The sequence below is a fragment of the Rothia mucilaginosa genome, from assembly GCF_019334805.1.
GTDB classification, from domain to species: domain Bacteria; phylum Actinomycetota; class Actinomycetes; order Actinomycetales; family Micrococcaceae; genus Rothia; species Rothia mucilaginosa_C.
On the sequence record NZ_CP079822.1, the window covers coordinates 1,847,308 to 1,870,150 of the forward strand.

Here is a 22,843-nt window from a genome sequence, read left to right on the forward strand (position 1 = left end):
CACGCCCTGAATGAAAGAAGCGACGGCTAAGAAGCCCCGGTGGGCTCTGGGAGAATACAATGGAAGACCGGCTATCACCGCCTCCGCGCGCCCGCACGTCCATATGTTCACGTGCCCGCGCGAGCGCCTGCCGCCTGCCCGTACCGCCCGCCTTACTGATGGAGCATTATGACCGCAACACCTCAGCAGCCTCAGCATATGATCTCCGCAGACGATATTCTTGCCGGGCTTGACCCGGATCAGCGTGCGGTTGCCACCGAACTGGACGGTCCCATGCGCGTGCTGGCGGGTGCGGGTACCGGTAAGACTCGCGCGATTACGCACCGCATCGCCTACGGTATTGCGATTGGCCGCTACCAGGGCCCGCGCGTTCTCGCCCTGACCTTTACCTTGCGTGCTGCGGAGGAGATGCGTACCCGCCTGCACCAGCTGGGTGCGCACGGCGTGCAGGCGCGTACCTTCCACTCGGCGGCGCTACGTCAGCTGGCGTATTTCTGGCCGCAGGTGGTGGGCGGTACGTTCCCGTCCATCGTGCAGAATAAGGCGACTCTCATTACGGAGGCGGCGAACCGCCTGCGCATCAGCACGGACCGTTCCCTGCTGCGTGATTTGGCGTCGCTGATTGAGTGGGCGAAGGTTCAGCTGCTCACCCCGGACACCATCATGCAGCGCCTGAGCGAGAAGCAGCTGCCCTCGGCGATTACCCCGCAGAACATGCAGCGTATTTTCCAGGCGTATGAGGATTTGAAGGATGAGCGTAACTTCATCGACTTTGAGGACGTGCTGCTGCTGACCATCGCCATGCTGGAGGAGGACGAGAAGCTCGCCGCGACCGTCCGCAACCAGTACCGCCACTTTGTGGTGGACGAGTACCAGGACGTGTCCCCGCTACAGCAGCGTCTGCTGGATGTGTGGCTGGGCGGCCGCGACGATATTTGCGTGGTGGGCGACGCCTCCCAGACGATTTACTCTTTCACCGGCGCGACCAGCCGTTACCTGCTGGATTTTCCGCGCCGGTACCGTGGCGCACACACGGTGAAGCTGACCCGCGACTACCGTTCCCATTCGCAGGTGGTGGAGTTGGCGAACCGTCTGTTGGCGGCGCGTCGTCCGCATCCGGATTCGAGCCCGCATTCGTGGGCGCCGCCGCTGGAGCTGATGTCTCAGCGCGGCCCCGGCGTGGATGTGGAGTGGTTCGGCTACGCGGATGATGAGCAGGAGGCCGCCGGTATTGCCGAGGACATCCGCGACCTGATTGAGAAGGACGGAGTGCCGCCTTCGGAGATTGCGGTGCTGTTCCGCACGAACGCGCAGTCGGCGGCAATTGAATCTGCGCTGGCTGCCGCCCATATTCCGTACCAGCTGCGTGGCGCGGAGCGTTTCTTTGAGCGCCCCGAGGTCAAGCAGGCGATGCTTGCCCTGCGTGGTTCGGCGAAGTCCACGGACGGTACCGAGGATGTCACCCGCTACACCCGCGATGTGCTCGGCGGGCTCGGGTACAAAGAGGAGGGTCCCCTTTCGGGAGGCGCCACCCGCCAGAAGTGGGAGTCCCTCGCCGCCCTGGTGCACATGGTGGACATGATGGCGCAAAACCGCCAAGAGCAGCTTCAGGAGCACCGCGCGAACCCTCGCCCGGGCGTGCCCGAGCCGCTACCTTTGACCATGCACGAGGTGGTGGCGACCCTGAACCACCGCAGTGAATTCAACGACGCCCCGCAGGTCAACGGCGTAACCCTCGCCTCCCTGCACGCGGCTAAGGGTCTGGAGTGGGACGCCGTGTTCCTGTGCGGCCTGAACGAGGGCCTCATGCCGATCACCTTTGCGACTACCCCGGACGAGGTGGATGAGGAGCGCCGCCTGCTGTACGTGGGTATTACGCGCGCCCGTAAGTACCTGTGGCTGACCTGGACGATGACCCGCACCGTGGGTGGTCGCGGGCAGCGTAAGCGTTCGCGTTTCCTGGACGATATTGATCCGGCGAAGCGCCGCCGCAGGGCTGAGAGTGCTGGCTCGTCGTATAGCCAGCGTTCAACACAGCCTCGCTCAACACAGCCCCGCCGTTCGTCGAAGGGAAGAGGAGACTATGGCTCAGCGTTTTAAGCGTGAGATTCTGCCCGCCACCGAGGACCGCCCGCAGATTGAGCTGGTCCGCTCGGCGCGCCGCACCCGCACCATCAGCATGCAGCGCGACGGCGTGGACGAGCACGGCAGCCCCGCCTACCGCCTGCTCATTCCCGCCGCGAGTACGAGCGAAGAGATTGACGAGCATATTGCCCGCCTGTTGCCGCGCATTCAGCGTCGTGCCGCCCGCCGTGAGCGTGCCACGCAGCTGACGGTCACGGACGAGTACCTGCGCTCCCGCGCCCTGCACCTGGCGCAGAAGAACCTGCCGGAGCTGGTCGCCTCGGGCAGGCTCGAGAAGCTGTCGATTCGCTGGGTGAGCAATCAGCGTCAGCGCTGGGGCTCGGCAACCTACGCGAACACGCAGATCCGCATCTCCTCAGAGCTGCAGGGCGTACCCGAATACGTGCTGGATTCGGTGATTCACCACGAGCTCTGCCATCTGCTGCAGCCGAATCATTCGGCGGCGTTCCGTACCCTGGAGGCGCGTTACCCGCAGCTGCTGCGGGCACAAGCCTACCTGGAGGGGTACGCGCTGGGGCGCTCGCGTGCTGAAGGTGAACGGGGCGAGCACGGCGAAAACAGTGCGGACTAAAATCCCGCCAGCTAAAATCCAGCCGACTAAAGCGCTTCCCGAAAATCAAAGAAGCAAAAACCAACCGAACACTTGAGCGGGGGTGGCTTGTGAATTCACAAGCCACCCCCGCTCGAGGTGTCAGCTATTTACTTTTGTCACTGCTCAGCTTTACTTCGCCCAGCGTTACTTTGCTCAGCTTTATTTTTCTTCGGGTGCGTCGCCGAAGCCGCCGTCCAGCAGCTTCTGCAGCTCTGAGTCGAAGTCCACGTCGTCCAGGCTGATTTCGTTCATGCGTGCATCGTATGCGGTGAAGTCTTCCAGCTCGGCGGGGGTGGGCAGGGTCTCCGGGGTGTCCCAGAGGCCGTCGCGTGCCTCAATGCCGTGGGCGTTTTCGTACCAGCGCCAGAACTGCTGTGCCTCACGCACCAGGCGCGGGCGCAGTTCCAGACCGACCAGGTTCTCGAAGACCTGCTCGCTGGGGCCACCGTCGATGCGGCGGCGCGCCATGATTTCGGTCAGCTGCGGTGCCTTGGGTAGGTTGCGGGTCGCGTCCTCGGTTACGACGGATACCCAGCCTTCGATGAGGGCGAGCAGACCCTCCAGGCGCTGTACCGCCAGTTCCTGGTCTTCGGTGCGCTGGGGACTGAACATGCCGCCTTCGAATGCTTCCTGTACGGCGTCGGGGTTGCTCATGTCCACCTGGGATGCGGCGTCCTGCATGCGGTTCATGTCCACACGAATGCCGCGGGCGTATCGCGCCACGAGCTGGACCAGGTCTTCACGCAGCCAGGGGTTTGCCTTGTGCAGGCGGATTAGCGCGGATTCACGCACGGCAAGGTAGAGCAGAACCTCCTGCGGGGGAACCTCGATGCTGTCGGCGAGCTGCTGGTAGCCGTTGGGCAGCAGCGCGGAGGAACCGGGCGCGAGGGGGAAGCCCACGTCGGTGGAGGAGTAGACCTCACCGGCGAGCTGTGCGAGCGCCTGCGCCATCTGTGCACCAAAAATCACGGAACCAATGTTGTTCAAGAAGCCGCTGTTGAGAATCTGCGAGATCTCTTCGGGCACGTCTTCGGGAGCGCCGGGCATGATCATGGACTGGGTGACTTCGGCTGCGACCGGCTCGACCATTTCGCGCCAGGAGTCGAAGGAATGCTCCACCCATTCCGCCTTGGACCACGCCTGCACCGGGTAGTTGTGGCGCTCAATGATAGTCACCGCGTCCAGCCAGAGGTCGGCGAGGTTCGCCGCGTCTTCTACGGCGCGCTTGAGGTTTTCGGGTACGGAGGGGTCTTCGCCCATGGAGGCGAGCATCTGGCGGGTCTGGTTCTTCACGCTATCCCAGTTCACGCCGCTGGGGCTGTCGGATGCGCCCGCGCCGGAGAACATTGCCTGTACCTGCGCGAACATGCTCTGCATCATGGCGGGGTCGAAGCTCATGCCCATGTTCTTCAGGTCTTCGGGGTCGATGCTGATGCCGAAGGGGTTCTGGCCGCCTTCGCCGAAGAGCGCGCCGAAGGGGTTCTGTGCGTTGGAGGAGGTGCCCTTGCCGCCCTGGCCGGTTGCCCCTGCGGAGGGGTCGAAGCCCTGTTCCTGCATCTTCTTAATGAATTCTTCGAGGGGGTCGCGCTCGTTGGAGGCGCCGCCGGTGGGGTTCTCAGACATGTAGAAGCCTTTCGTAATCCGGGGGTGGGCGTAGCTGGCCCGCTCGCTGTCCAGCCTACCGATTTTTGCTGAGAATTTCCCGTGCCATTGCTGTGGAAGCGGGTTAATCAGCTAAGGGCTCACAAGCTTGTCTTTGGGGCCGGGGTTTGGGAGTTTTTTCGTGCCGCTGTCACCGTGCGGTGCTGACAAAGCGCGGTGCGGGTCGGAACGTAAACGCCACCTGATTGCTCTATTTTTAGCGGGGTAACGGTGCCCGCCCGCGTGTTGAAAAGCAGGTTTATCCGGTACTGTAGAAACCATGACTAAGTCCACCCCTGATGCTGAGCAGCAGTCGAACGCCGCCTCCGTGAGCGTGAAGAGTAATGAGAAGGCGGCTAAGCGCCGTTCGCGTTTTGCGCCGCGCCGCGTGAACCTGCGTTCGGTGAGCGCTGTGGCGACGTGCGCCCTGCTGGCTGGTGCTTTTGTTCTGCCCAGTTCCTATGTGAAGGAGGGCCCCGGCCCGCTCTTTGATGTGCTCGGAACGTACCAGGAGAAGGACGTCATTGAGGTTTCTGGCGCGCCCAGCTATAAGACGTTCGGCAAGATGAACATGACCACGGTGTCGGTTTCGGGTGGCCCGTACACGGAGCTGTCCGGCGCGGAGGCGTTCTACGGCTGGTTGGCGTTTGACGGTAACCGCAGCCTCGTGGTGCCGACCGATGCCCTGTACCCGCATGTGAGCCATGAGCAGGCGACGGCGGCGACCGGCGCGCAGATGGCTGATTCGCAGACTCAGGCGAAGGTCGCGGCGATGCGCCAGCTGAAGATGGCGGTGACAGAGAAGGTTCAGGTGCTTTCCACGGTGGAGGGTTCCCCGGCGGCGAGCGCTCTGAAGGCTGATGACCGCATCGTGAAGGTGGGGGAGAAGCAGATTGAGACTCTCACCGATGTTCCGAAGGCGGTGAACGCCTCGAACGGTTCGCCGATTGATGTGACCGTGGAACGTGGCGGCAAACAGCAGACGTTTAAGCTGACCCCGGTTCGTTCCAGTGACGATAGCCGCTGGATTCTGGGCGCGGGTTTGAAGCAGAGCTATGACCTGCCGGCGCACGTGCAGTACAACCTGGACGGTGTGGGCGGCCCGAGCGCCGGTCTGATGCTGGCGCTGGGCACGGTCGATAAGCTCAGCGAGGGTACCCTGCTCGCCGATGAGGATGCCGGAGGCGACCCGTACCGCAGCTACATTTCGGGTACCGGCACGATTGACGCGAACGGTAAGGTCGGCGCAATTGGCGGCATTAAGTACAAGATTCTTGCGACGGGCCGTTACGGCGCGCGCTACTTCTTGGCGCCTAAGGATAACTGCGATTCGATTGTGAAGATGCAGGCGCAGGACCCCGACCTGTTCAATTACTATCACGCCGGTCAGGTGCGCGGCACGATGGTGGTAGTCCCTGTTTCAACCCTGGATGAGGCGGTGAAGACGGTGGAGGCGATTAAGTCCGGCACCCCGGATGATTCCCTGCCCCGCTGCGGCTCCTAACATAACGTTTCTCTCCGCAAGGTTCTCGCCCGTATAGCGTAGAAGTCAGCCCCGGTACTTTACGGTACCGGGGCTGTTCTGCACCCTATTCTCTGTCCTCGTCTGTGTCTGCGCCTCCGTAATCCTCGCCAGCGCCCCTCACCTCAGCATTTCGCGTCCCAAAACCTCTCAACCCGGTCATATTTCGCCCCGAGCTTCTACGAAGTTCTGCCCTTCTGCGTCACCTCTGAGATACTTAAAGGCAGTTATTTTCTCTGAACGTATGATGAGCGAGGAATTGTGTCTGAGTCGACCAATAACACCGCGCATCCCAAGCCGAAGAAGTCAACGCCCAAGCGCCGTAGCCCCTTGCGGGTGACGATTGCTGTGGTGGCGGTGCTCATTGCTGCTTTTGTGGGTGCGTCCCAGGTGTACACGGACTGGCTGTGGTTTGATCAGCTGGGTTATAGCACCGTGTTCACTACCCAGATTTTGTTGAAGGTAGCCGTGTTTGTGGTGGCTGCCGTGGTGATTGCTGTGCCGCTGTGGGCTTCGATGTCCTACGCGGTCCGTCATGCTGATGTGGCGCCGGCGTCCGAGAAGGAGCCGCAGGAGGCGCCGAACCCGAATCAGAGCGTGCCGACGAGCGGCACGGATGCTGCCGAGCAGATGTTGCGTGACGTGTTTGGTCAGCAGCGTGCTGAGGAGAGCATGCGCCGTTACCACGAGAGCGTGGATAAGGCACGTAAGGTTCTGCTGATTGTGGTTCCGCTACTGCTGGGTCTGTTCATTGCTTCGGCGACGATGACTCAGTGGAGCACCGTCGCGCTGTTCTTCAATCAGCAGTCCTTCGGTAAGACTGACCCCGAGTTCGGTCTGGATTACGGGTTCTTCCTGTTTGCGTTGCCGTTCTTCCGCATGGTGGTGACTCTGGTGACCTCCGCTGTGGTGCTGTCGGCGCTCGCGGGCCTGTTCATGCACTACTTCTACGGCGGTATTAAGGTGCAGCCGGGTGGTGTGAGTACTACCGTGGCGTTCCGTCGTCACGCTGCGATTGTGGCGGCTGCGTTCTTGCTGACTCGTGCGGTGAGCTTCTGGCTGGATCGTTATTCGTCGACTCAGCAGCAGGCGGGCCGCTGGGCTGGCGCGATGTACACGGATGTGAACTCGTCGATCCCGGTGAACGCTATTTTGGCGATTTCTGCTTTGCTGGTGGCGCTCATGTTTGTGGTGGCGGCTTCGATGAATCGTTGGCGTTTGCCGCTGATTAGCACCGCGATGCTGGTGGTTGTTGCTTTGGTTGCTGGTGGCCTGTACCCGTGGATTGTTCAGCGTTTCCAGGTGGTTCCGAATGAGCAGGGTGCTCAGGCAAAGTTCATTCAGCGCAATATTGATGCGACCCGTTACGCGTACGGTCTGGACAAGATTGAGACCACCCCGTATGACGCGACGATTGACACTCGTGCCGGTGCGTTGAGCTCTTCGAGCGCAACCATTGCGAATATTCGTCTGTTGGATCCGAATGTTGTGTCTTCGGCGTTTGCTCAGATGCAGCAGTTCCGCCCGTACTACCGTTTTGATTCGCAGCTGGCGGTGGACCGCTATGCGGTGGGTAACACCACGCAGGATACTGTGTTGGCGGCTCGTGAGCTGAACCCGGCGCAGACCAGCGGTGATTCTTGGTATAACCGCCACGTGGTGTACACCCACGGTTACGGTGTGATTGCCGCCTACGGTAACCAGGTGGATTCTGCGGGTAACCCTAAGTTCTTGCAGTCCGGCATTAAGGCGACCGGTACCCTGAGCGAGGATTATGAGCCGCGTATTTACTTTGGCATGAGCTCGCCGGAGTATTCGATTGTGGGCGGTAAGGGCGACACCCTGGAGTTGGACCGTCCGCTCTCTGCTGAGGAAACCAACACCTCCGATGCGAAGTACACTTTCGCCGGTTATGGTGGTCCTCGCGTTGATTCGCTGCTGGCTCGTCTGTCCTACGCGATTAAGTTCCAGTCCTCTGACATTCTGCTTTCGGACGCGGTGCGTGAGGGTTCGCAGATTCTGTACGAACGCAACCCGCTCGATCGTGTGCGTAAGGTGGCGCCGTACCTGAGCGTGGATTCTAAGCCGTACCCGGTGATTGTGAATAACCGCGTGCAGTGGATTGTGGATGCTTACACTACGAGCGATCAGTTCCCCTACGCGCAGGGTAGCTCCCAGGATGCGGCAACCGCTGCGGGTGCTCAGCGTTCTAACTCGGTGAACTACATCCGTAACTCGGTGAAGGCTACTGTGGATGCGTATGACGGTTCGGTGACCCTGTACGCGTGGGATGAGGAAGATCCGGTGCTGAAGGCGTGGCAGGGCGTTTTCCCTGGCACGGTGAAGAGCTACCGTGAGATGAACGCTTCGCTGATGAGCCACGTGCGTTACCCGACTGACATGTTCAATATTCAGCGCACCATGCTGAATAAGTACCACGTGACGAACGCGAATAGCTTCTACGCCGGTGACGATGTCTGGTCGATTCCGAACGACCCGACTAATGATCGTAACCAGCCGATTTCGCCCTACTACCTGTCCCTGCAGATGCCGGGGGATTCTCGTGCGCACTTCTCGTTGACGACCACGTTCATTCCTCAGCAGAGCGATTCGAACTCTCGTAACGTGATGTACGGCTTCCTTGCCGCTAATGGTGATGCCGGTACCGGTAAGGACGGCGAGCGTAGCCCCGATTACGGCAAGTTGCGTCTGCTGGAGTTGCCGCGTTCTTCGGTGGTTCCCGGCCCCGGCCAGGCTCAGAATATTTTCAACTCTGACGCTGAGGTGTCGAACCAGCTGAACCTGTTGCGCCGTGGTTCCTCTGAGGTTATTAACGGCAATATGCTGACTCTGCCGGTGGGCGGCGGCATGTTGTACGTTCAGCCGGTGTACGTGCAGTCGAGCGGTGACGCTAAGTACCCGCGTCTGCAGCGTGTGCTGGTGAGCTTCGGCGATAAGGTCGGTTTCGCTCCGACTCTGGAGGAGGCGCTGAACCAGGTGTTCGGCGGCTCCTCGGGCGCGAAGCTGGACGGTTCGGCGGCTAGCCCCTCGGCTTCTGCCTCCGGCTCCTCTGGTTCTTCGGGTGCTTCGACCGGAGGTTCTTCGGCTTCGCAGTCTTCGGAGCTGAAGCAGGCTCTGACGGATGCCTCGAAGGCGATGACCGATGCTGATGCGGCGATGAAGAAGGGCGACTGGGCTGCCTACGGTGAGGCTCAGAAGCGTCTGGAAGCAGCCGTGAAGAAGGCTCTGGAGGCTGAGGAGGCGCAGAGCACGGCGTCCGCTAAGGCTTCTGCATCGGCAGCGCCCAGCGCCTCGGCGGCTCCGAGCGCAGCGGCTAGCGCTAAGCCCAGCGCGAGCCTTTCGACTTCTCACTAGGATGCCTGAGGCGGCGGGGGAGTAGCGCATACCGGATGCTCACGGATCGGATGTCCACGGGTCTAGCGTCCTCGCTCTAGAACCGGGGCCTGCACTGGATACGGCTCCTACTGACTACCTCTAGCGGTCTCTGACGGAACGGGGTGGAAGTGTATCGCTTCCACCCCGTTCCTGTATGTTCTACCCCTGGCACTGCCCCGTAGCCCCTATTCCTACCCAACTGCTTTCTACCCAACTGCTTTCTACCCAACAGCCCCTATTTTTGTGTGCTTGGTTACAAATCGCGTTTTTGGCTTGCATGCCCGGTTTGGGGTCTGTATAGTTGTATGAGTCGCCGCGGGGTGGAGCAGTTCGGTAGCTCGCCGGGCTCATAACCCGGAGGTCGCAGGTTCAAATCCTGTCCCCGCAACCAGAAAAACCCGGTATCTCAACGAAAAGTCGCTGAGATACCGGGTTTTGTTTTGCCCTGACGAGACCGAATCCCTATGTTATTCCCTACCTTTCAGCCAAACTCAGGCCCGTCGTCGAGGTGGGGGGAGGGGGGACTATCACCCAACATCGAGGACTATCATCCAACGCCCCTTCGGGGCGTATGACTATCTTCGCTCGTGCATGATCTCGTGGGAGGGAGGTTGCAGAGGAGGATTTTCACCGCCTAATCGGCGTTGATACCGGCTGTTTACCGCCTGAAAATGCAAAAGCGGTATAGCATTTTCCCTCGTATCTCAACCGAATCCCAACCCTTTACCGCCTTCACCGCCTAAAACCGAAAACTTTTATATATACACACGCATATGTAGGAAGATGAACACTCGCGTGTACACTTTTTAGAAATTAGGCGGTAGAGGCGGCAACACACCATGTTTTGACTGATATACCAACGTTTTCGATATACCGCTTAGCCTCAAACAGGCGGTAACTAAGCGGTGAAAGAGTAGCGTCCCGCATAGTGGTGTAACCGTGTAGTGATCGGCCCGTTGCTTGTGATGGGTGCGGTCACCGTGTGATCCTTCGAGAAAGCTCTTCTACTTCTGACTCGAAATGATTTGGAGGCACAACGATGACCGCTCCTCATATTATCGACCCTGCTGGCATGCTTGGCGAGGCGTTGTCCCAGGCATCCCCAGATTTGATGCGTTCCTTGCTCCAGCACGTCATTAACACGTTGCTATCAGCGGACGCTGATGCGGTGTGCGGGGCCCAGTGGGGTCAACAAGATCCGCAGCGTCACACCAGGCGCAACGGGTATCGCTACCGGCCCCTGGACACCAGGGTCGGCACCATCGACGTGGCGATCCCCAAGCTGCGCTCAGGCACCTACTTCCCAGAATGGTTACTGCAACGGCGCAAACGCTGTGAAACCGCGTTGATCACAGTGGTCGCTGACTGCTACCTGGCAGGAGTATCCACGCGCCGTATGGACAAGCTCGTCAAAACCCTGGGGATCACAGGACTGTCCAAGTCCCAGGTCTCACGCATGGCAACAGACCTCGACGAACACGTGGATCAGTTCCGCAACCGGCCCCTCCACGATGCCGGGCCTTTCACCTTCGTCGCCGCTGACGCACTGACCATGAAAGTACGCGAAGGAGGACGCGTCGTCTCGTGCGCGGTTCTGGTTGCCACCGGAGTCAACAATGACGGACACCGCGAAGTGCTGGGGGTGCGCGTGTCCACCAGCGAGACCGCTCCAGCCTGGAAGGAGTTCTTCGCCGACCTGGTCGCCCGAGGCCTGACCGGCGTGCGCCTGGTCACCAGTGATGCCCATCTGGGCCTGGTTGAAGCCATCGCCGCCAACCTGCCCGGAGCCACCTGGCAACGATGCCGCACCCACTACGCCGCGAATCTCATGTCCATCACCCCCAAAGCACTATGGCCCGCTGTCAAAGCGATGCTGCACTCGGTGTATGACCAGCCCGACGCGGCATCGGTCAACGCTCAATACGACCGGCTCTTGGACTACGTCCACGACAAGCTCCCCGCCGTGTGTGATCACCTCGATCAAGCCAGGGCAGACGTCCTCGCGTTCGCGTCCTTCCCCACCGGGGTGTGGACCCAGATCTGGTCCAACAACCCCAACGAACGCCTCAACCGCGAAATCCGCCGCCGCACCGACACCGTGGGAATCTTCCCCAACCGACAAGCAATCATCCGCCTAGTCGGAGCCGTCCTCGCCGAACAAAACGACGAATGGGCCGAAGGCCGACGCTACCTCAGCCTCGACATCCTCACCAAATCACGACTCACACCACAACCCACCGGGCAGGAGGACACCCCACTCCAACTCAGCGCATAACCCACTCCGAAGGACACAAAACGATTACACCACTCCACAGGACTTGACCTGAGCAAGAGCACGTTCTACAGTTGACGCATAAGTTCAAGGAGGTTCGCATGACCGCTTACGACCACTCGTCGGGGTACACCTACGGCACCGATGCCGTCCCCACGTCTCCGCTCACACTCGAGGATCTACGCCAGATTGAGGCCGCCGCGCACGTCCAGCCCGGTGACGCAGAGCTGCTCGCGCGAGCAGAACCCATCCTGGCGCCGCATGCCATGGAAATGGTCGACACGTGGCGCGGGATTTTGGCTCAAAAGACCTACCTGGCAGCACATTCCGCGCATCCGGATGGACAGCCGAACCCCGAGTACGCGCAGGCGTCAAAGCCCCGATTCGCCCAGTGGATCATCGACATGTGCACGCGCGAGCGGGATCAGGCGTGGTTGGACTACCAGTACCTGATCGGAGCTCGACACATGACCGCGGCGAAGAACGCGGCGGATGGGGCGGACTCGACGCCATTCGTGCCTCTGCGCTACGTGCTCGCCTTCATCGCGCCGACTGTGGAGGTCGGGCACCGTCTCCTGGCGGAGGGCTTCGAGGGCGCAGAACTGGACGCTGTCCGTGACGCGTGGACTCGCGCTGTGACTGTCGCCGTGACAGTGTGGGCGTATGCCTACCGCGATCACCCCGAGCAATTCTGATCCGGCGCTCGCCACCTACGACTCCCCCATCGGCCGCCTCACGCTTGATAGCGGTGTATTCGTCTTTCGCACTCTCTGACTGCTCTCCCTGGAAGCCTCAGTGGCTTCCAGGGAGAGCTTTCTTTCTGGGTTATAGGACACTACGTGTTGCTGGTTGGGTGACTTTTCGGCTTTCTGGTGCGGGAAAGTCACTCTTTCAGTTGGTCGTGTTTGCCTCGTTCCTGTGAATACTGCATCGTGCTCTGTGTGTGGCTGCCCCATGATCCGTCACGGTAAGAAGTCAACAGGAGGTCCTTTGAAGATCGCGGTGGTAGAAGTCCGCTCATCATCAAGGACCTCGACCTCTACCCACAACCCCCGACCAATACCTGGTCACCCACACTCAACTCGGAAGAGCCGGAAATAGCCTTCGTGATAGCGGAATAAAACGAAGGTGTGGAACTTGCAAGGACCGATCTCAAACTGGGATTCGATAGAACAGTTTAGCAAACGCTGACTTCGCTTTGCCGTCACTTGGAAACCTATCCGTTGGAAGTGCAGCTATCCTCACATACGCTTTTCCAAGTGAAGTATAGCTATGCACGTTTCACCGACGTTAGTAAAAACCCCGAACTTATCGCAGTCAACAGAAACCCGGTAGAAAATATATAGGAGCCAAAGGTGGCGCCTTTTAAAATCCAAGTCGTGGGAACGACAGCAAACAAGATCGGTGAGGTCGCAGGTTCAAATCCTGTCCCCGCAACGGATAACTCCCGATAGCTTAGCTATCGGGAGTTTTTTTATTCCCTAAAACCCGTACTCCCGCCGACCTGTCTCCTTCTGCTGTCCTCCCGTCACCTTCCGACCGCCGGTCTGCCTTCTTTCGCCACCTTCCTGCACCTTTCCTGTCGGCGACCTGTCTTCATTTGCCGCCTACTTTTCTTCTTCTTGTGCTACCTTTCTGCCGCCTGCTGGGCGGCTTTCTTTATATCTCCTGCCTCTCCGTATCTCCTGCCTTCTGTAATCTGCGGAGGGGGTCTTCTGAACCTTGTCGGGGCGGTGCTTCGGGGAGACTGATGGGGGGGCAGCCTGCTGCCCCTTCCGGGGTGCTTGAGGTGGATCTTTCGGCCTCTCGAAACCCCTCTTGAAACCTCCTCACGGAATTTCATAGAACCGTCGTGAAAGTACCCTGGACTGGTTTCGGAACGTCTCCCGATGCGTCTTTCGAGGTATTCCTCAGTCCGTCTATCGGGGCTTCAAGCGGGTGTGCCCATGGGGGTGGTGGAGTCACTTCCGAGCGGTTGCTGGAGGGTGGTTACGCCTTCTTGAGACGCTGCTTTTGAGCTCCTTGAAAGGGGATCTGAAAGGGGTCCTGAAGGGGGCTATGGGGCGGGTCTCAAGAGCGTGATGAGGGGTCCGATAGGATGCCTGGGTGGGGGAGTGGCGAGGGGGATATTTTTGCCTCAAAGTGCATTCTCAAAGTGGAATATGCGAAAGGTGTCTATATTCCGGGCTTGGAAATCACCCGTTTTGCCCCGGAATTCCGCGGTTTTTGGCAAAAATTGGGCTTCGAGTGCAACAATTCACCCCGAAAGTGATTGTAGTCACATACGAAACATTCAAGTTAATTGTAGAGTTTTTTGAAATCCTTTCAAAAAACGCTCAAAAACCCCGGAAAATCAAGGAAAAATAGCCCATTCAACCTCTACTTGAGGGTGATTCAAGTTAAACTAGAAGCTTAGAAAAAGCTCTTGTTAAGATTGAATCTTGTTCGATACCCAAAAATAGCCCCAAAAAACCGCTGGAAAAGGCTTTTTGACCTGGTAGCTTTGAGTACGTGGTCACCGCGGTCCGCCGCGTAGCTCTCCGAAATGAATACTGCACCCCTCCATCACACGAGGACGTCCCCGCAACACACATGGGGATGGTTGATGGAAGCGTCTCGTGCGGCGTCACATCCGCGGGCCGACCGCCTATAGGCTTCTCACCTATAGGCCACCTATCACTCAACCACTCACGGGCGTTCACGCCCCAGAAACACCAACAACGAGGACAACCCCATGGCACTTCGCCCCCGCACTATTAAGGCTGGCTCTCTCGCAGCCATCGCTGTACCCTCCGTGCTCGGTAGCACCCTGGTAGCACCCGCTTCCGCTTTTGCACCCGTCGTTCAGGACATCCCCGGCGCAGCTACCGCAACCCAGGCTCCGAAGTCTCTGTTCACCTCCACCGTGCAGCCGACCCTCTCTCAGGTTGCTGTGCAGATCCGTCAGCAGGCTGAACAGGTAAAGCAGGCGCAACAGGCTCCCGCAACGACCGCGGTTCAGCCCATCCAGAAGACTTACACTGCACAGGCTGTTCAGCCCGCACAGGCAACCCAGCAGGCTGCTCCCTCGGCTACCTTCCAGTCCGCACAGGCTGCGCAGGCTACCCAGGCTGCACAGCCTTCCGCTCAGCCCGCGCAGACCGCACAGGATGCTCAGTCGGCATCCGGTGTGGCGGCAACCCGCACCAACCAGACTTTCCTGTCGTACACCTCCCCGGCGGGTACTACTTCGCAGTACCACGTTTACGCTGAGGGTGTGGACTTCTCCAAGCCCGTTGGTGTGGTCTTCTACTTCGACGGCGACTACTGGCGTAACGACCAGTCCAAGGTCTACGACCCCTCCGGTGAACTGGCTCAGATGGCTGCATCCGCAGCGGCACAGAACATGCTCTTCGTGCCCGTCATCTCCCCGGACACCAACCGTTACGATGCTGGCGTGAGCTGGTGGGAAGACATGGAGCGTAACGGCGAGTTCTTCCGTTCCTTCGCTTCCTCCTTCATCGCGGCTAACGGAGTGGACTCCTCCAACGTGTGGACCATGGGCTACTCCGGTGGCGCTGAGTTCATCACCTACGAGCTGAACACCAAGCCCCAGACCTGGCGCAATGGCGGCGGCTCCATTATGGTCGCTGGCGGCGGCCTGGACGAGGGTACCCCCTCGGCTGCGCTGAAGTCCCAGCCCATGTTCTGGTACGCAAACTCGAACGACGGTACCGGTGAGACCTACCCGCAGACCTGGAGTGCACGAGGCGCCGTTGAGGGAGGCTACAACGCCTACCGCAACGCCGGCTACACCAACGCTTCCGCGACCGTTCTGAACGGTTCGGGCCACTTCGACTACAACTTCTCGCAGATTCTGAGCAACTCGCTCTCCAAGGGCAAGGCAACCGCCGCTCCCAGGGTCGAGCAGAAGACCGAACAGAAGGCTGAGCAGAAGCAGCAGAACACTCAGCGTGCCCGCACCATGAGCTCCGCAACCTACCAGAGCTACACCTCCCCGGCGGGCACCACCTCCCAGTACCACGTGTACGCGAACAACCTGGACTACTCCAAGCCCGTTGGCGTGGTCTTCTACTTCGACGGTGACTACTGGCAGCGTGACGAGTCCAAGGTCTACACCCCCGACGAGGGCATGCTCGCGGCGATGGGCAAGATCGCTAATGCCCGCAACATGGTCTTCGTGCCTATTATCTCCCCGGACACCAACGCATCCGGCAACGGCATCACCTGGTGGGAAGACATGAACACCAACGGTGAGTTCTTCCGCTCCTTCGCTTCCTCCTTCATCGGCCAGAACAACCTGGACGCTTCCCAGGTGTGGACCATGGGCTACTCCGGTGGCGCTGAATTCATCACCTACGAGCTGACCGACCACAACACCGCATGGCGTAACGGCGGCGGCTCCATCATGGTTGCAGGCGGCGACTCGGACGGCTCTGTGGACGCTGATGCAACCACTAAGGGCTTGCCTATGTACTGGTGGGTTGGCGCGAACGACACCTCCGGTAACACCTACCCCGTCACCTGGAGCGCACGTGGCGCAGTCGAGTCCGGCTACAACGCATACCTGGGCGCTGGCTTCTCCGACGCCCGCGTGAAGCTGATTGACGGCTTCAGCCACCACGACTACGACCTGCCGCACATCCTGGCGTCCTCCCTGGACTTTGCGGGTAAGACCCCCGCGCTGGGCTACCGCGACCTGTCCGACTCGGACCCGAACTACAACGAGATCAGCTGGAACTCTGATCGCCGCATCATGCTCGGCTTCGCGGACGGCACCTTCCGCCCGAACGCATCGGTCAACCGTGCGCAGCTGGCAACCTACCTGTACCGCGTGGCTGGTCGCCCCGCCGTGAACGCACCGGCTGTTTCGCCGTTCAGCGATGTTCCGGCGAACCACCCCGCGTACAAGGAGATTTTCTGGCTGAGCCAGCAGGGCATCAGCGGTAGCGACTTCCGCCCCCTGGAGGCCGTCACCGAGCCCGCCATGGCTGAGTTCATGTACCGTGCAGCTGGCTCCCCGGCACAGGCTCAGGGCGGCTACGCGTCCCAGGCTCTGGCGTGGGCAGCCTCCAACGGTATTGGTACCGGCTCCACCTCTTCGGATGCGATCACCCGCGCCGCTATGGCAGGCTACCTGTACATCTACGCGAACTAAAGCTCGCACCCCATAACGCATAAAGATCCGCCCCGTTCCTGAACTCATCAGGAACGGGGCGGATCTTTATAGGTTTAGCTCAAGAAGCTATGCGCTAGACCGGGCTTAGAGAGTCCCAGGCTTAGAGAGTCTGGGTGGGAGCTTCCACAGCCAGGGGAGCCGGAGCTGCCGGAGCGTTCTTTGCCTTCAGAGCGGCCAGGCGAGCGTCCAGCTCGGTCTCGCGCTCCATCTGGTCCAGGGTGTTGAACTGTGCGTCCAGGGAGGAAGCTGCCAGCTCCTGCTGACCGATGACGCGTGCCTCTTCGCGGCGAACCTTCTCTTCGAAGCGGCTCATCTCGCTGGTCGGGTCCAGAACGTCGAACGCCTTCAGAGCGTCGTTCACCTGGGTCTGAGCTGCTGCAGTCTTCTGACGTGCGGTCAGCTCATCGCGCTTGTACTTGACCTCTTCAAGCTTGGAGCGCATCTTCTCCAGGCCGTCCTTGAGCTGGTTGACAACCTGAGTCTGGGAAGCCAGCTGAGGCTCAACAGCCTGTGCAGCCTTCTCAGCCAGCAGCTGCTTGTTCAGAGCAATCTTCGCGAGGTTATCGAACTTGTCAGCGTTGGCAACGTCGCCAGCTGCGCGGAACTCATCAGCCTTGTTAGAAGCTGCCAGAGCCTTGGTGCCCCACTCCTGAGCGGCCTTGACGTCCTCAGCGTGGTCCTTCTCGAGCAGACGCAGGTTGCCGATGGTCTGTGCTACTGCAGCCTCCGCCTCGCGGATGTTGTTGGTGTAGTCACGAACCATCTGGTCCAGCATCTTCTCCGGGTCCTCAGCTGCATCAATCAGAGCGTTGATGTTTGCCTTAGTGAGCTGTGCAATACGGCCGAAGATGGTCTGCTTAGCCATAATCTCCTACTTTCTGTTCACGGGCTGCGGGGGAGCACTACGCTCCTCGTGAGCCGTGCCCGTATAACTAATTATGTGGCAGATTTCTGGGTGCATGCTGTGAAAATGATGCACGCCTGATTTCTGCAACCTAAACTTTTGGTAAATTACCTCAGGTGTTTTCCGACTGGGGAAGAAAGCGGTGAGGTAAGCTATGCACCCCGCCGGTCAGACTGTAGAAAAACCTACAGAAACCGACCGGCAGGATTTGTAGCGTGGAGGCGGTTAGAAGCTGCCGCCGTCACCGCCGCCGCTACCCCAATCGCCGCCACCGCCGCTGAAGCCGCCGCCCCAGCTACCGCCGCTACTACCGCCACTGCTACCCCAGCTACTGGTGCCGGAGTTAATAGCGGTCATCAGAGCGCCCAGCAGCAGGCCCTTCGCCAGGTCTCCACCGAAGCCGCTACCGCCGCGGTCGTTCTGGTTGTTGTAGTAGTTGCCGACCTCGCTCTGAGCGCGGTTCTGCGCATCGGTCGCCTTCTGGATCGCCATGTTGGCTTCCTTCATAGCGTTCAGCGGATCCGAAGGGGCCAGGCGCTGAGCCTGACCCAGGTGACGCTCCGCCTCAGAAACAGCCGTCAGCGTCATCGGACCCACCGCAGCACGGCGGTTATTGATGTAGCTACGCGCACCGTTCACCGCAGCGTAGGCAGAACGCATCGTACGATCCAGGTTCTGCGAAGCCGCACGAGAACGCTCGCGGGTAGCACGCATATTGGTCATTGCCTTATCCAGCTCGGCGGAAAGCTGACGCAGCTGGTTCGCCAGAGTCAGCGGGTCATTCGGACGAGCCGAAGCGCTCTGATTGACCTGGTTGAGCACCGCCTCCATACCGGCAGCGACCGCACCCAAATCATCGCGACGCTGAGACGCCGCGAGGCTCTTAGCCTCCGCCACGTCACGCTGAATGCTCAGCAGGTCGGTGCTCAGACCCAGCTGAGCCTGCTCCAGCTCCTGCGCGCGGGTATTGACCGCAGCGCCCAGCGCCTGAATTTGCGAGGCGGCTTCCTCCGCGGTGCGCAGGTGAGCAACCGCCTCCGAACGTGCCGTAGCAATGGTCGCCTGAGCCTTCTCAACCTCAGCAGCGCACAGCACCATGTTCGACTCCAACAGGGCAGGAGTCTTCGAAATGGGCTCCAGTGCGCTGGGCAGGTAACGTTCCCTCATCGCGTGGTACTGGGCGGTAATCTCTTCCACCGAAGCACGCAGCTGCGGCAGACGCTGAGCCAGAGCCTCAATAGCTTGGGGTGCCTCCTGCTCCAAGTTGCGCAACTGAGCCAGCTTAGCGTCCTGTTCCTGAGCGATACGGGTAACTTCCTGAGAGTTATCAATAATCTCAGTCAACCAGGCACGCTGCTCGGCCTCAGTGTCGGGAATGCTATCGGTCAGAAGCTGCTGACGCTGGAAGGACTTACGCATCAGATCCTCAGCGCGTGCAATCTCCTGAGCAAACTCGGCGACCTGCTGGTCGCTGTACTGTGCACGCGCAAAATCCAGTTCCTGCTTCGCATGGCTCATCGTCGTATCAGCCTGCAACAGGGCGCTACCGGCGCGAGTGCGCAGCTCCTCCAGCGGAACCTCCGGGATGGGGGAGTAGTTACGAGGCGCACCGTAGGAACGCTGAGGCTGCTGCTGAGCGTTCTTCTTCTTGCGGCGACGGTACATCGCGTAACCACCAGCACCAACAGCTGCCGCCGCACCCACACCGAGCACACCGGTCACCACACCAGAAGAGCTACCGCCCTTCTGGGCCTCAATACCCTCAACCGCAGCAAGAGCTGCACCCGCATAGTCGCTGTTCTGCAGCTTCGGCTTAATGTAGTTCTGGTACACCTTCGTCTGCTGATCGCTCGAAAGAGTCTTGGTGCTACCTGCCAAGAAATACGCCTGGCGGGACTCGGTCGCAATTACCAGCACCACATCGGCAGAACCCCAATTGTTCTTCGTGGCAAGCGCCTTCGTCCAGCTCGAAGAAGTAGACGGGTTCTCGAACTTATCAATGGTCACCACGTGCAAATCCACGTTGTACTTCTTCGACAGATTCGAAATCTTAGATTTCAGGGTAGCGGTATCACCCAAAGAGTTCGTGGAATCGTACACGGTGGTGCCCGTAATCTGCATCGGGTCAGCAGCCTGCGCTGAGGTGCTCAAAAATGCAGAACCAGCCGGCAGAACCACCGGGGCACAAGAAAGACCTGCCGCCAGCACTGTGGCACCCAGAATAGTGCGCAGGCGAGGGCGTGCGGGACGAATCTGACGCGCAAAGGCGTGCTCGGTCATGGTCTTTCCTCCGTTGTCGTGAAGTATGAACGGACCTGTACTTCACGGCGTGCTTGAACATCGCACGCCTTAGTGCTGGTCACATTATTAGTGTAGCGGTGGCTCAGCCACGCAAACACACAGATACGAGAATGTTGCGCCGCTGTTTGCCACCCGTTTACCGACTTCCCAGGCTTTATACAGGAAAGCTGGTATACAGGAAAGCTGGTATACAGGAAAGCCGGGGTCTAGCCTCACGCCAGACCCCGGCCCACCGGCTATTCAGTTAGTTAGCGCCGACGGGCAATCTTCAGATTGCTCATCAGGTGCTCCACTACCTCCGCGGCATCAACATCGTGGATACTCTGTGCTATGCCGTTCACCACCTGAACCCGCGAAGACGAGGCGAACATCCAGCCTAAGAACTGCACAGTATTCAGCAACCTAGAACTGCGATCTGCCTGCTCCCGCATCTGCGACCACAGGATGCGGGGGACCGGCACGTCACGACCCCTATACTCCCGGGAGCTAGCGTGAGCCTCCAGAAGCTCAGCGAGCGCCTCAATATTTTCGGTCAGCTCCTTCAAATCCTCATCTGCGGCAGAGGGACCAACGAAATGACGATCAACCAGGGACCAAGGCATGTAGCCGCTACAGCTACTCACCCACGCCAGCTTCAAACGCAGATTCTGCAGGCGAAGCACCTGCTGCAGAAGCCGCGAATGGGTGCGCAACACCGACAGCGGCATGGAAGATAGCCTCTTCTCCTCCGAAAGCAGACCCTCGAAGGAACCTTCCCCGGAAAACGCCTTATACGGATCCGAGACGCCCGCAAGCAGCACCGGTCCCTCGTAATGAACGAACGCCAGAACCTCGGGAACACTCGAGAGGCAACGGATGCGCTCGCCAATAGTCGGCAGATCCTCCCCATCGGGGGCATACTGTTCGCGGCTGAACATCAACGTCTGGATAGGCTGCTCGGCAAGATCGGGCGAGTCATGAGCAAGCGCCCGCAAATCGGTCACAACCTCCGCCAGAACGCCGTCCTGCTCAACCTGCAGAAGCTCCTCCAGGAGCTCAATGACAGAGCGCGCCTGCAAGCTCAAAACAGCAGCGCAGAACTCCGCATCCTGAAGCTCAAGACGCACCTTCTCCAAGCGCTCCTCCAGCGTGGACTGCACGCCCTTGAGCTCAAACTCGCTCAGCTGTTCTGGGCGGAGCATACGGTGCGTACCATCCTCGCCGGGACGGTAGAAAAGTTCGCTAAACTCCAACGTAGACTGAACGCCCTTCAACGCCTGCTTTCGCAACTCAGGTAGAACGTCAAAGGCAACTTCTGTCATCTCATTCCAGACCTTGACCTCATCGAGATTTGAGTCCTTACGAACAGTCTTCTTCCAGGTCTCGGCAAGCTGCATGGCGCGATCAAATTCGCTCAGCTCCACAAAAGCCGCCAGCTTCTGCGCGCTCTCACGCAGATAACGCACCGCGTAGAGGCGGTCGCTCAAAGAATCCGGGAGGGTATCCTCCAGCAGACGCCAACGGAAGGTACGCTCAAAGCACTCCTCGGTCAGGCTAATGACGGCGGCGCTCAAAGAGAGCGCATGATCACGGGCAAAAGCGAAAGAGCCCGGGGTATCCGCCAAACGGGGCAGGGACGAATAGAACTCCAACGCCCCGCTCAGCTTCAGCCGAGATACCCGGATGGTTTCTTCCAGCTCGGCGGCAAGCACCGCGCGGTCAGCCTGCGGGGTTTCTTTGAAACTGTGCAGCGGGGAAACCTGCGCACGCTTCAGCGTCTGCAGGTTCATGACCGCACGCATGAGGTAGTTCTCCAGAATATCGACCTGCTGCAGGCGCGGACGCTGATTCAGCGGAACATGATTCTCCTGCGTGCCTACCAGCAGGTGCTCCGGCACACCGCTAATCGACGGCAACGCAAAGACTTCATCCTCAGATTTACTGACAGAAAGCACCATGGGGTAGCGGCTACGCTGCGCGTTCTCTAGAGGGGGAATGAGCTTGAAGTTGGTGCTCAAAGAGAAATGGTCGGAGGGCGCCGGGTTACTCTGTGCCGGGTTACTCTTGGGAGCCTGCTGGGCGGCCTCCTGCTGCGGGCGCTCTTCAGGCTGCGCCGGGGTGTTCTGGGTCATGCTCTGCTGCACCTGGCTTTCTGCTGAATGGCTTTCTGCTGAATGGTTTTGCGTCGAATGGGTCTGTATCGAAGAACCGGAGATACCACCGGCCTGCATCGGCTCCAACGGCGAAGGTGCAGCCACCGGCTGAGGAGGCTGAGGTGAGGCAGGGTGAGGCGAGGGCGCCTGAGCCTGCTGTGCCTGAGCCTGCTGAGCTTCGACAGCCTCCTGCTGGGGGAGCGGGGACTGCGCCGGGTTCTGGGGCGTTGCAGATACCGGGGTCTGCGCGGGGTTCGGTACCTGGTTCTGAACAGGACCCTGCGTCGGCTGCTGAACGCTACCACCGGGCTGTGCCGGCTTCGGCTGGTAGTGCATCGGGTAGCTCACCGCGCCCTGTACTTGCTGATTGGGTGCCTGGTGAGGGGGAACCTGCTGATTCATCGCCTGGTTCTGCTGTTGCTGCTGCTGTTGCAATACCTGCCGTCTAATCTCACGCGCACGACGGCGCGACGGGCTCAACGACGCAAACAACGCCACCACCGCGCAGATCAGTACAAACAAAAGTAGCGCGTACAGGCGGGTTGCGCCGTCCAGCGAAGATGCCACCGCCGGTAGGGTCGGCAGCGTGCCAAGAAGAGCGAAAACAGCAGAAATAATCCTCATGACTTCACCATAACCCAGCTAAATCCCGGGTGCTCGCAACGCCGTTGCCTTAGCGCATACTAAAAGGGAAGTAGCCGGGGTACCGGGTGCTTTCCGCTGGTGCTTTCCACCGGTGCATCCCGCATCCGCCTCACA

At 59.8% G+C, this 22,843-nt stretch carries 11 protein-coding genes and 1 tRNA gene; 8 read left to right on the plus strand and 4 right to left on the minus strand.

Annotated elements, in window-relative coordinates:
• The first annotated feature begins 168 nt into the window (after positions 1 to 168).
• Entirely contained in the window at positions 169 to 2,100 is a 1,932-nt protein-coding gene (locus tag LPB405_RS07400; RefSeq protein WP_219100990.1) for an ATP-dependent helicase, read from the plus strand.
• Positions 2,084 to 2,716: a M48 metallopeptidase family protein gene (locus tag LPB405_RS07405; protein WP_219100991.1), complete on the plus strand. Its 633-nt coding sequence runs from the start codon at positions 2,084 to 2,086 to the stop codon at positions 2,714 to 2,716. Before LPB405_RS07400 ends, LPB405_RS07405 begins: the two co-directional genes overlap by 17 nt.
• Positions 2,717 to 2,896: 180 nt before the next feature.
• On the opposite strand, the gene LPB405_RS07410 is transcribed toward LPB405_RS07405, so the two are convergent.
• Entirely contained in the window at positions 2,897 to 4,360 is a 1,464-nt protein-coding gene (locus tag LPB405_RS07410; protein WP_219100992.1) for a zinc-dependent metalloprotease, read from the minus strand.
• Between the two features lie 298 nt (positions 4,361 to 4,658).
• On the opposite strand from LPB405_RS07410, the gene LPB405_RS07415 reads away from it, so the two are divergent.
• From LPB405_RS07415 to LPB405_RS07440, 6 genes are all read left to right on the plus strand, one after another.
• Positions 4,659 to 5,882, plus strand: a complete 1,224-nt coding sequence (locus tag LPB405_RS07415) for a YlbL family protein (protein ID WP_219100994.1) — start codon at positions 4,659 to 4,661, stop codon at positions 5,880 to 5,882.
• Positions 5,883 to 6,161: 279 nt separating this feature from the next.
• A complete protein-coding gene (locus tag LPB405_RS07420) occupies positions 6,162 to 9,275 on the plus strand; it encodes a UPF0182 family membrane protein (protein ID WP_219100996.1) in 3,114 nt (1,037 codons plus the stop codon).
• 335 nt (positions 9,276 to 9,610) lie between these two features.
• Positions 9,611 to 9,687: transfer RNA gene (locus tag LPB405_RS07425), tRNA-Met, on the plus strand.
• A 648-nt stretch (positions 9,688 to 10,335) separates the two neighbouring features.
• Positions 10,336 to 11,571, plus strand: a complete 1,236-nt coding sequence (locus LPB405_RS07430; protein WP_219100998.1) for an IS256 family transposase — start codon at positions 10,336 to 10,338, stop codon at positions 11,569 to 11,571.
• A gap of 98 nt (positions 11,572 to 11,669) precedes the next feature.
• Complete coding sequence (locus LPB405_RS07435) at positions 11,670 to 12,263, plus strand: protoglobin domain-containing protein (protein ID WP_005505324.1); 594 nt, start codon at positions 11,670 to 11,672, stop codon at positions 12,261 to 12,263.
• A 2,039-nt stretch (positions 12,264 to 14,302) separates the two neighbouring features.
• Positions 14,303 to 16,726, plus strand: coding sequence for an S-layer homology domain-containing protein (locus LPB405_RS07440; protein ID WP_219101000.1), 2,424 nt, complete (start codon positions 14,303 to 14,305; stop codon positions 16,724 to 16,726).
• Between the two features lie 121 nt (positions 16,727 to 16,847).
• On the opposite strand, the gene LPB405_RS07445 is transcribed toward LPB405_RS07440, so the two are convergent.
• From LPB405_RS07445 to LPB405_RS07455, 3 genes are all read right to left on the minus strand, one after another.
• Positions 16,848 to 17,612: a PspA/IM30 family protein gene (locus LPB405_RS07445; protein ID WP_049342210.1), complete on the minus strand. Its 765-nt coding sequence runs from the start codon at positions 17,610 to 17,612 to the stop codon at positions 16,848 to 16,850.
• Positions 17,613 to 17,876: 264 nt separating this feature from the next.
• Entirely contained in the window at positions 17,877 to 19,931 is a 2,055-nt protein-coding gene (locus LPB405_RS07450) for a TPM domain-containing protein (RefSeq protein WP_219101002.1), read from the minus strand.
• 269 nt (positions 19,932 to 20,200) lie between these two features.
• On the minus strand, positions 20,201 to 22,708 hold the full coding sequence (locus LPB405_RS07455; RefSeq protein WP_219101004.1) for a non-ribosomal peptide synthetase subunit: 2,508 nt from the start codon (positions 22,706 to 22,708) through the stop codon (positions 20,201 to 20,203).
• Between the last annotated feature and the right edge of the window lie 135 nt (positions 22,709 to 22,843).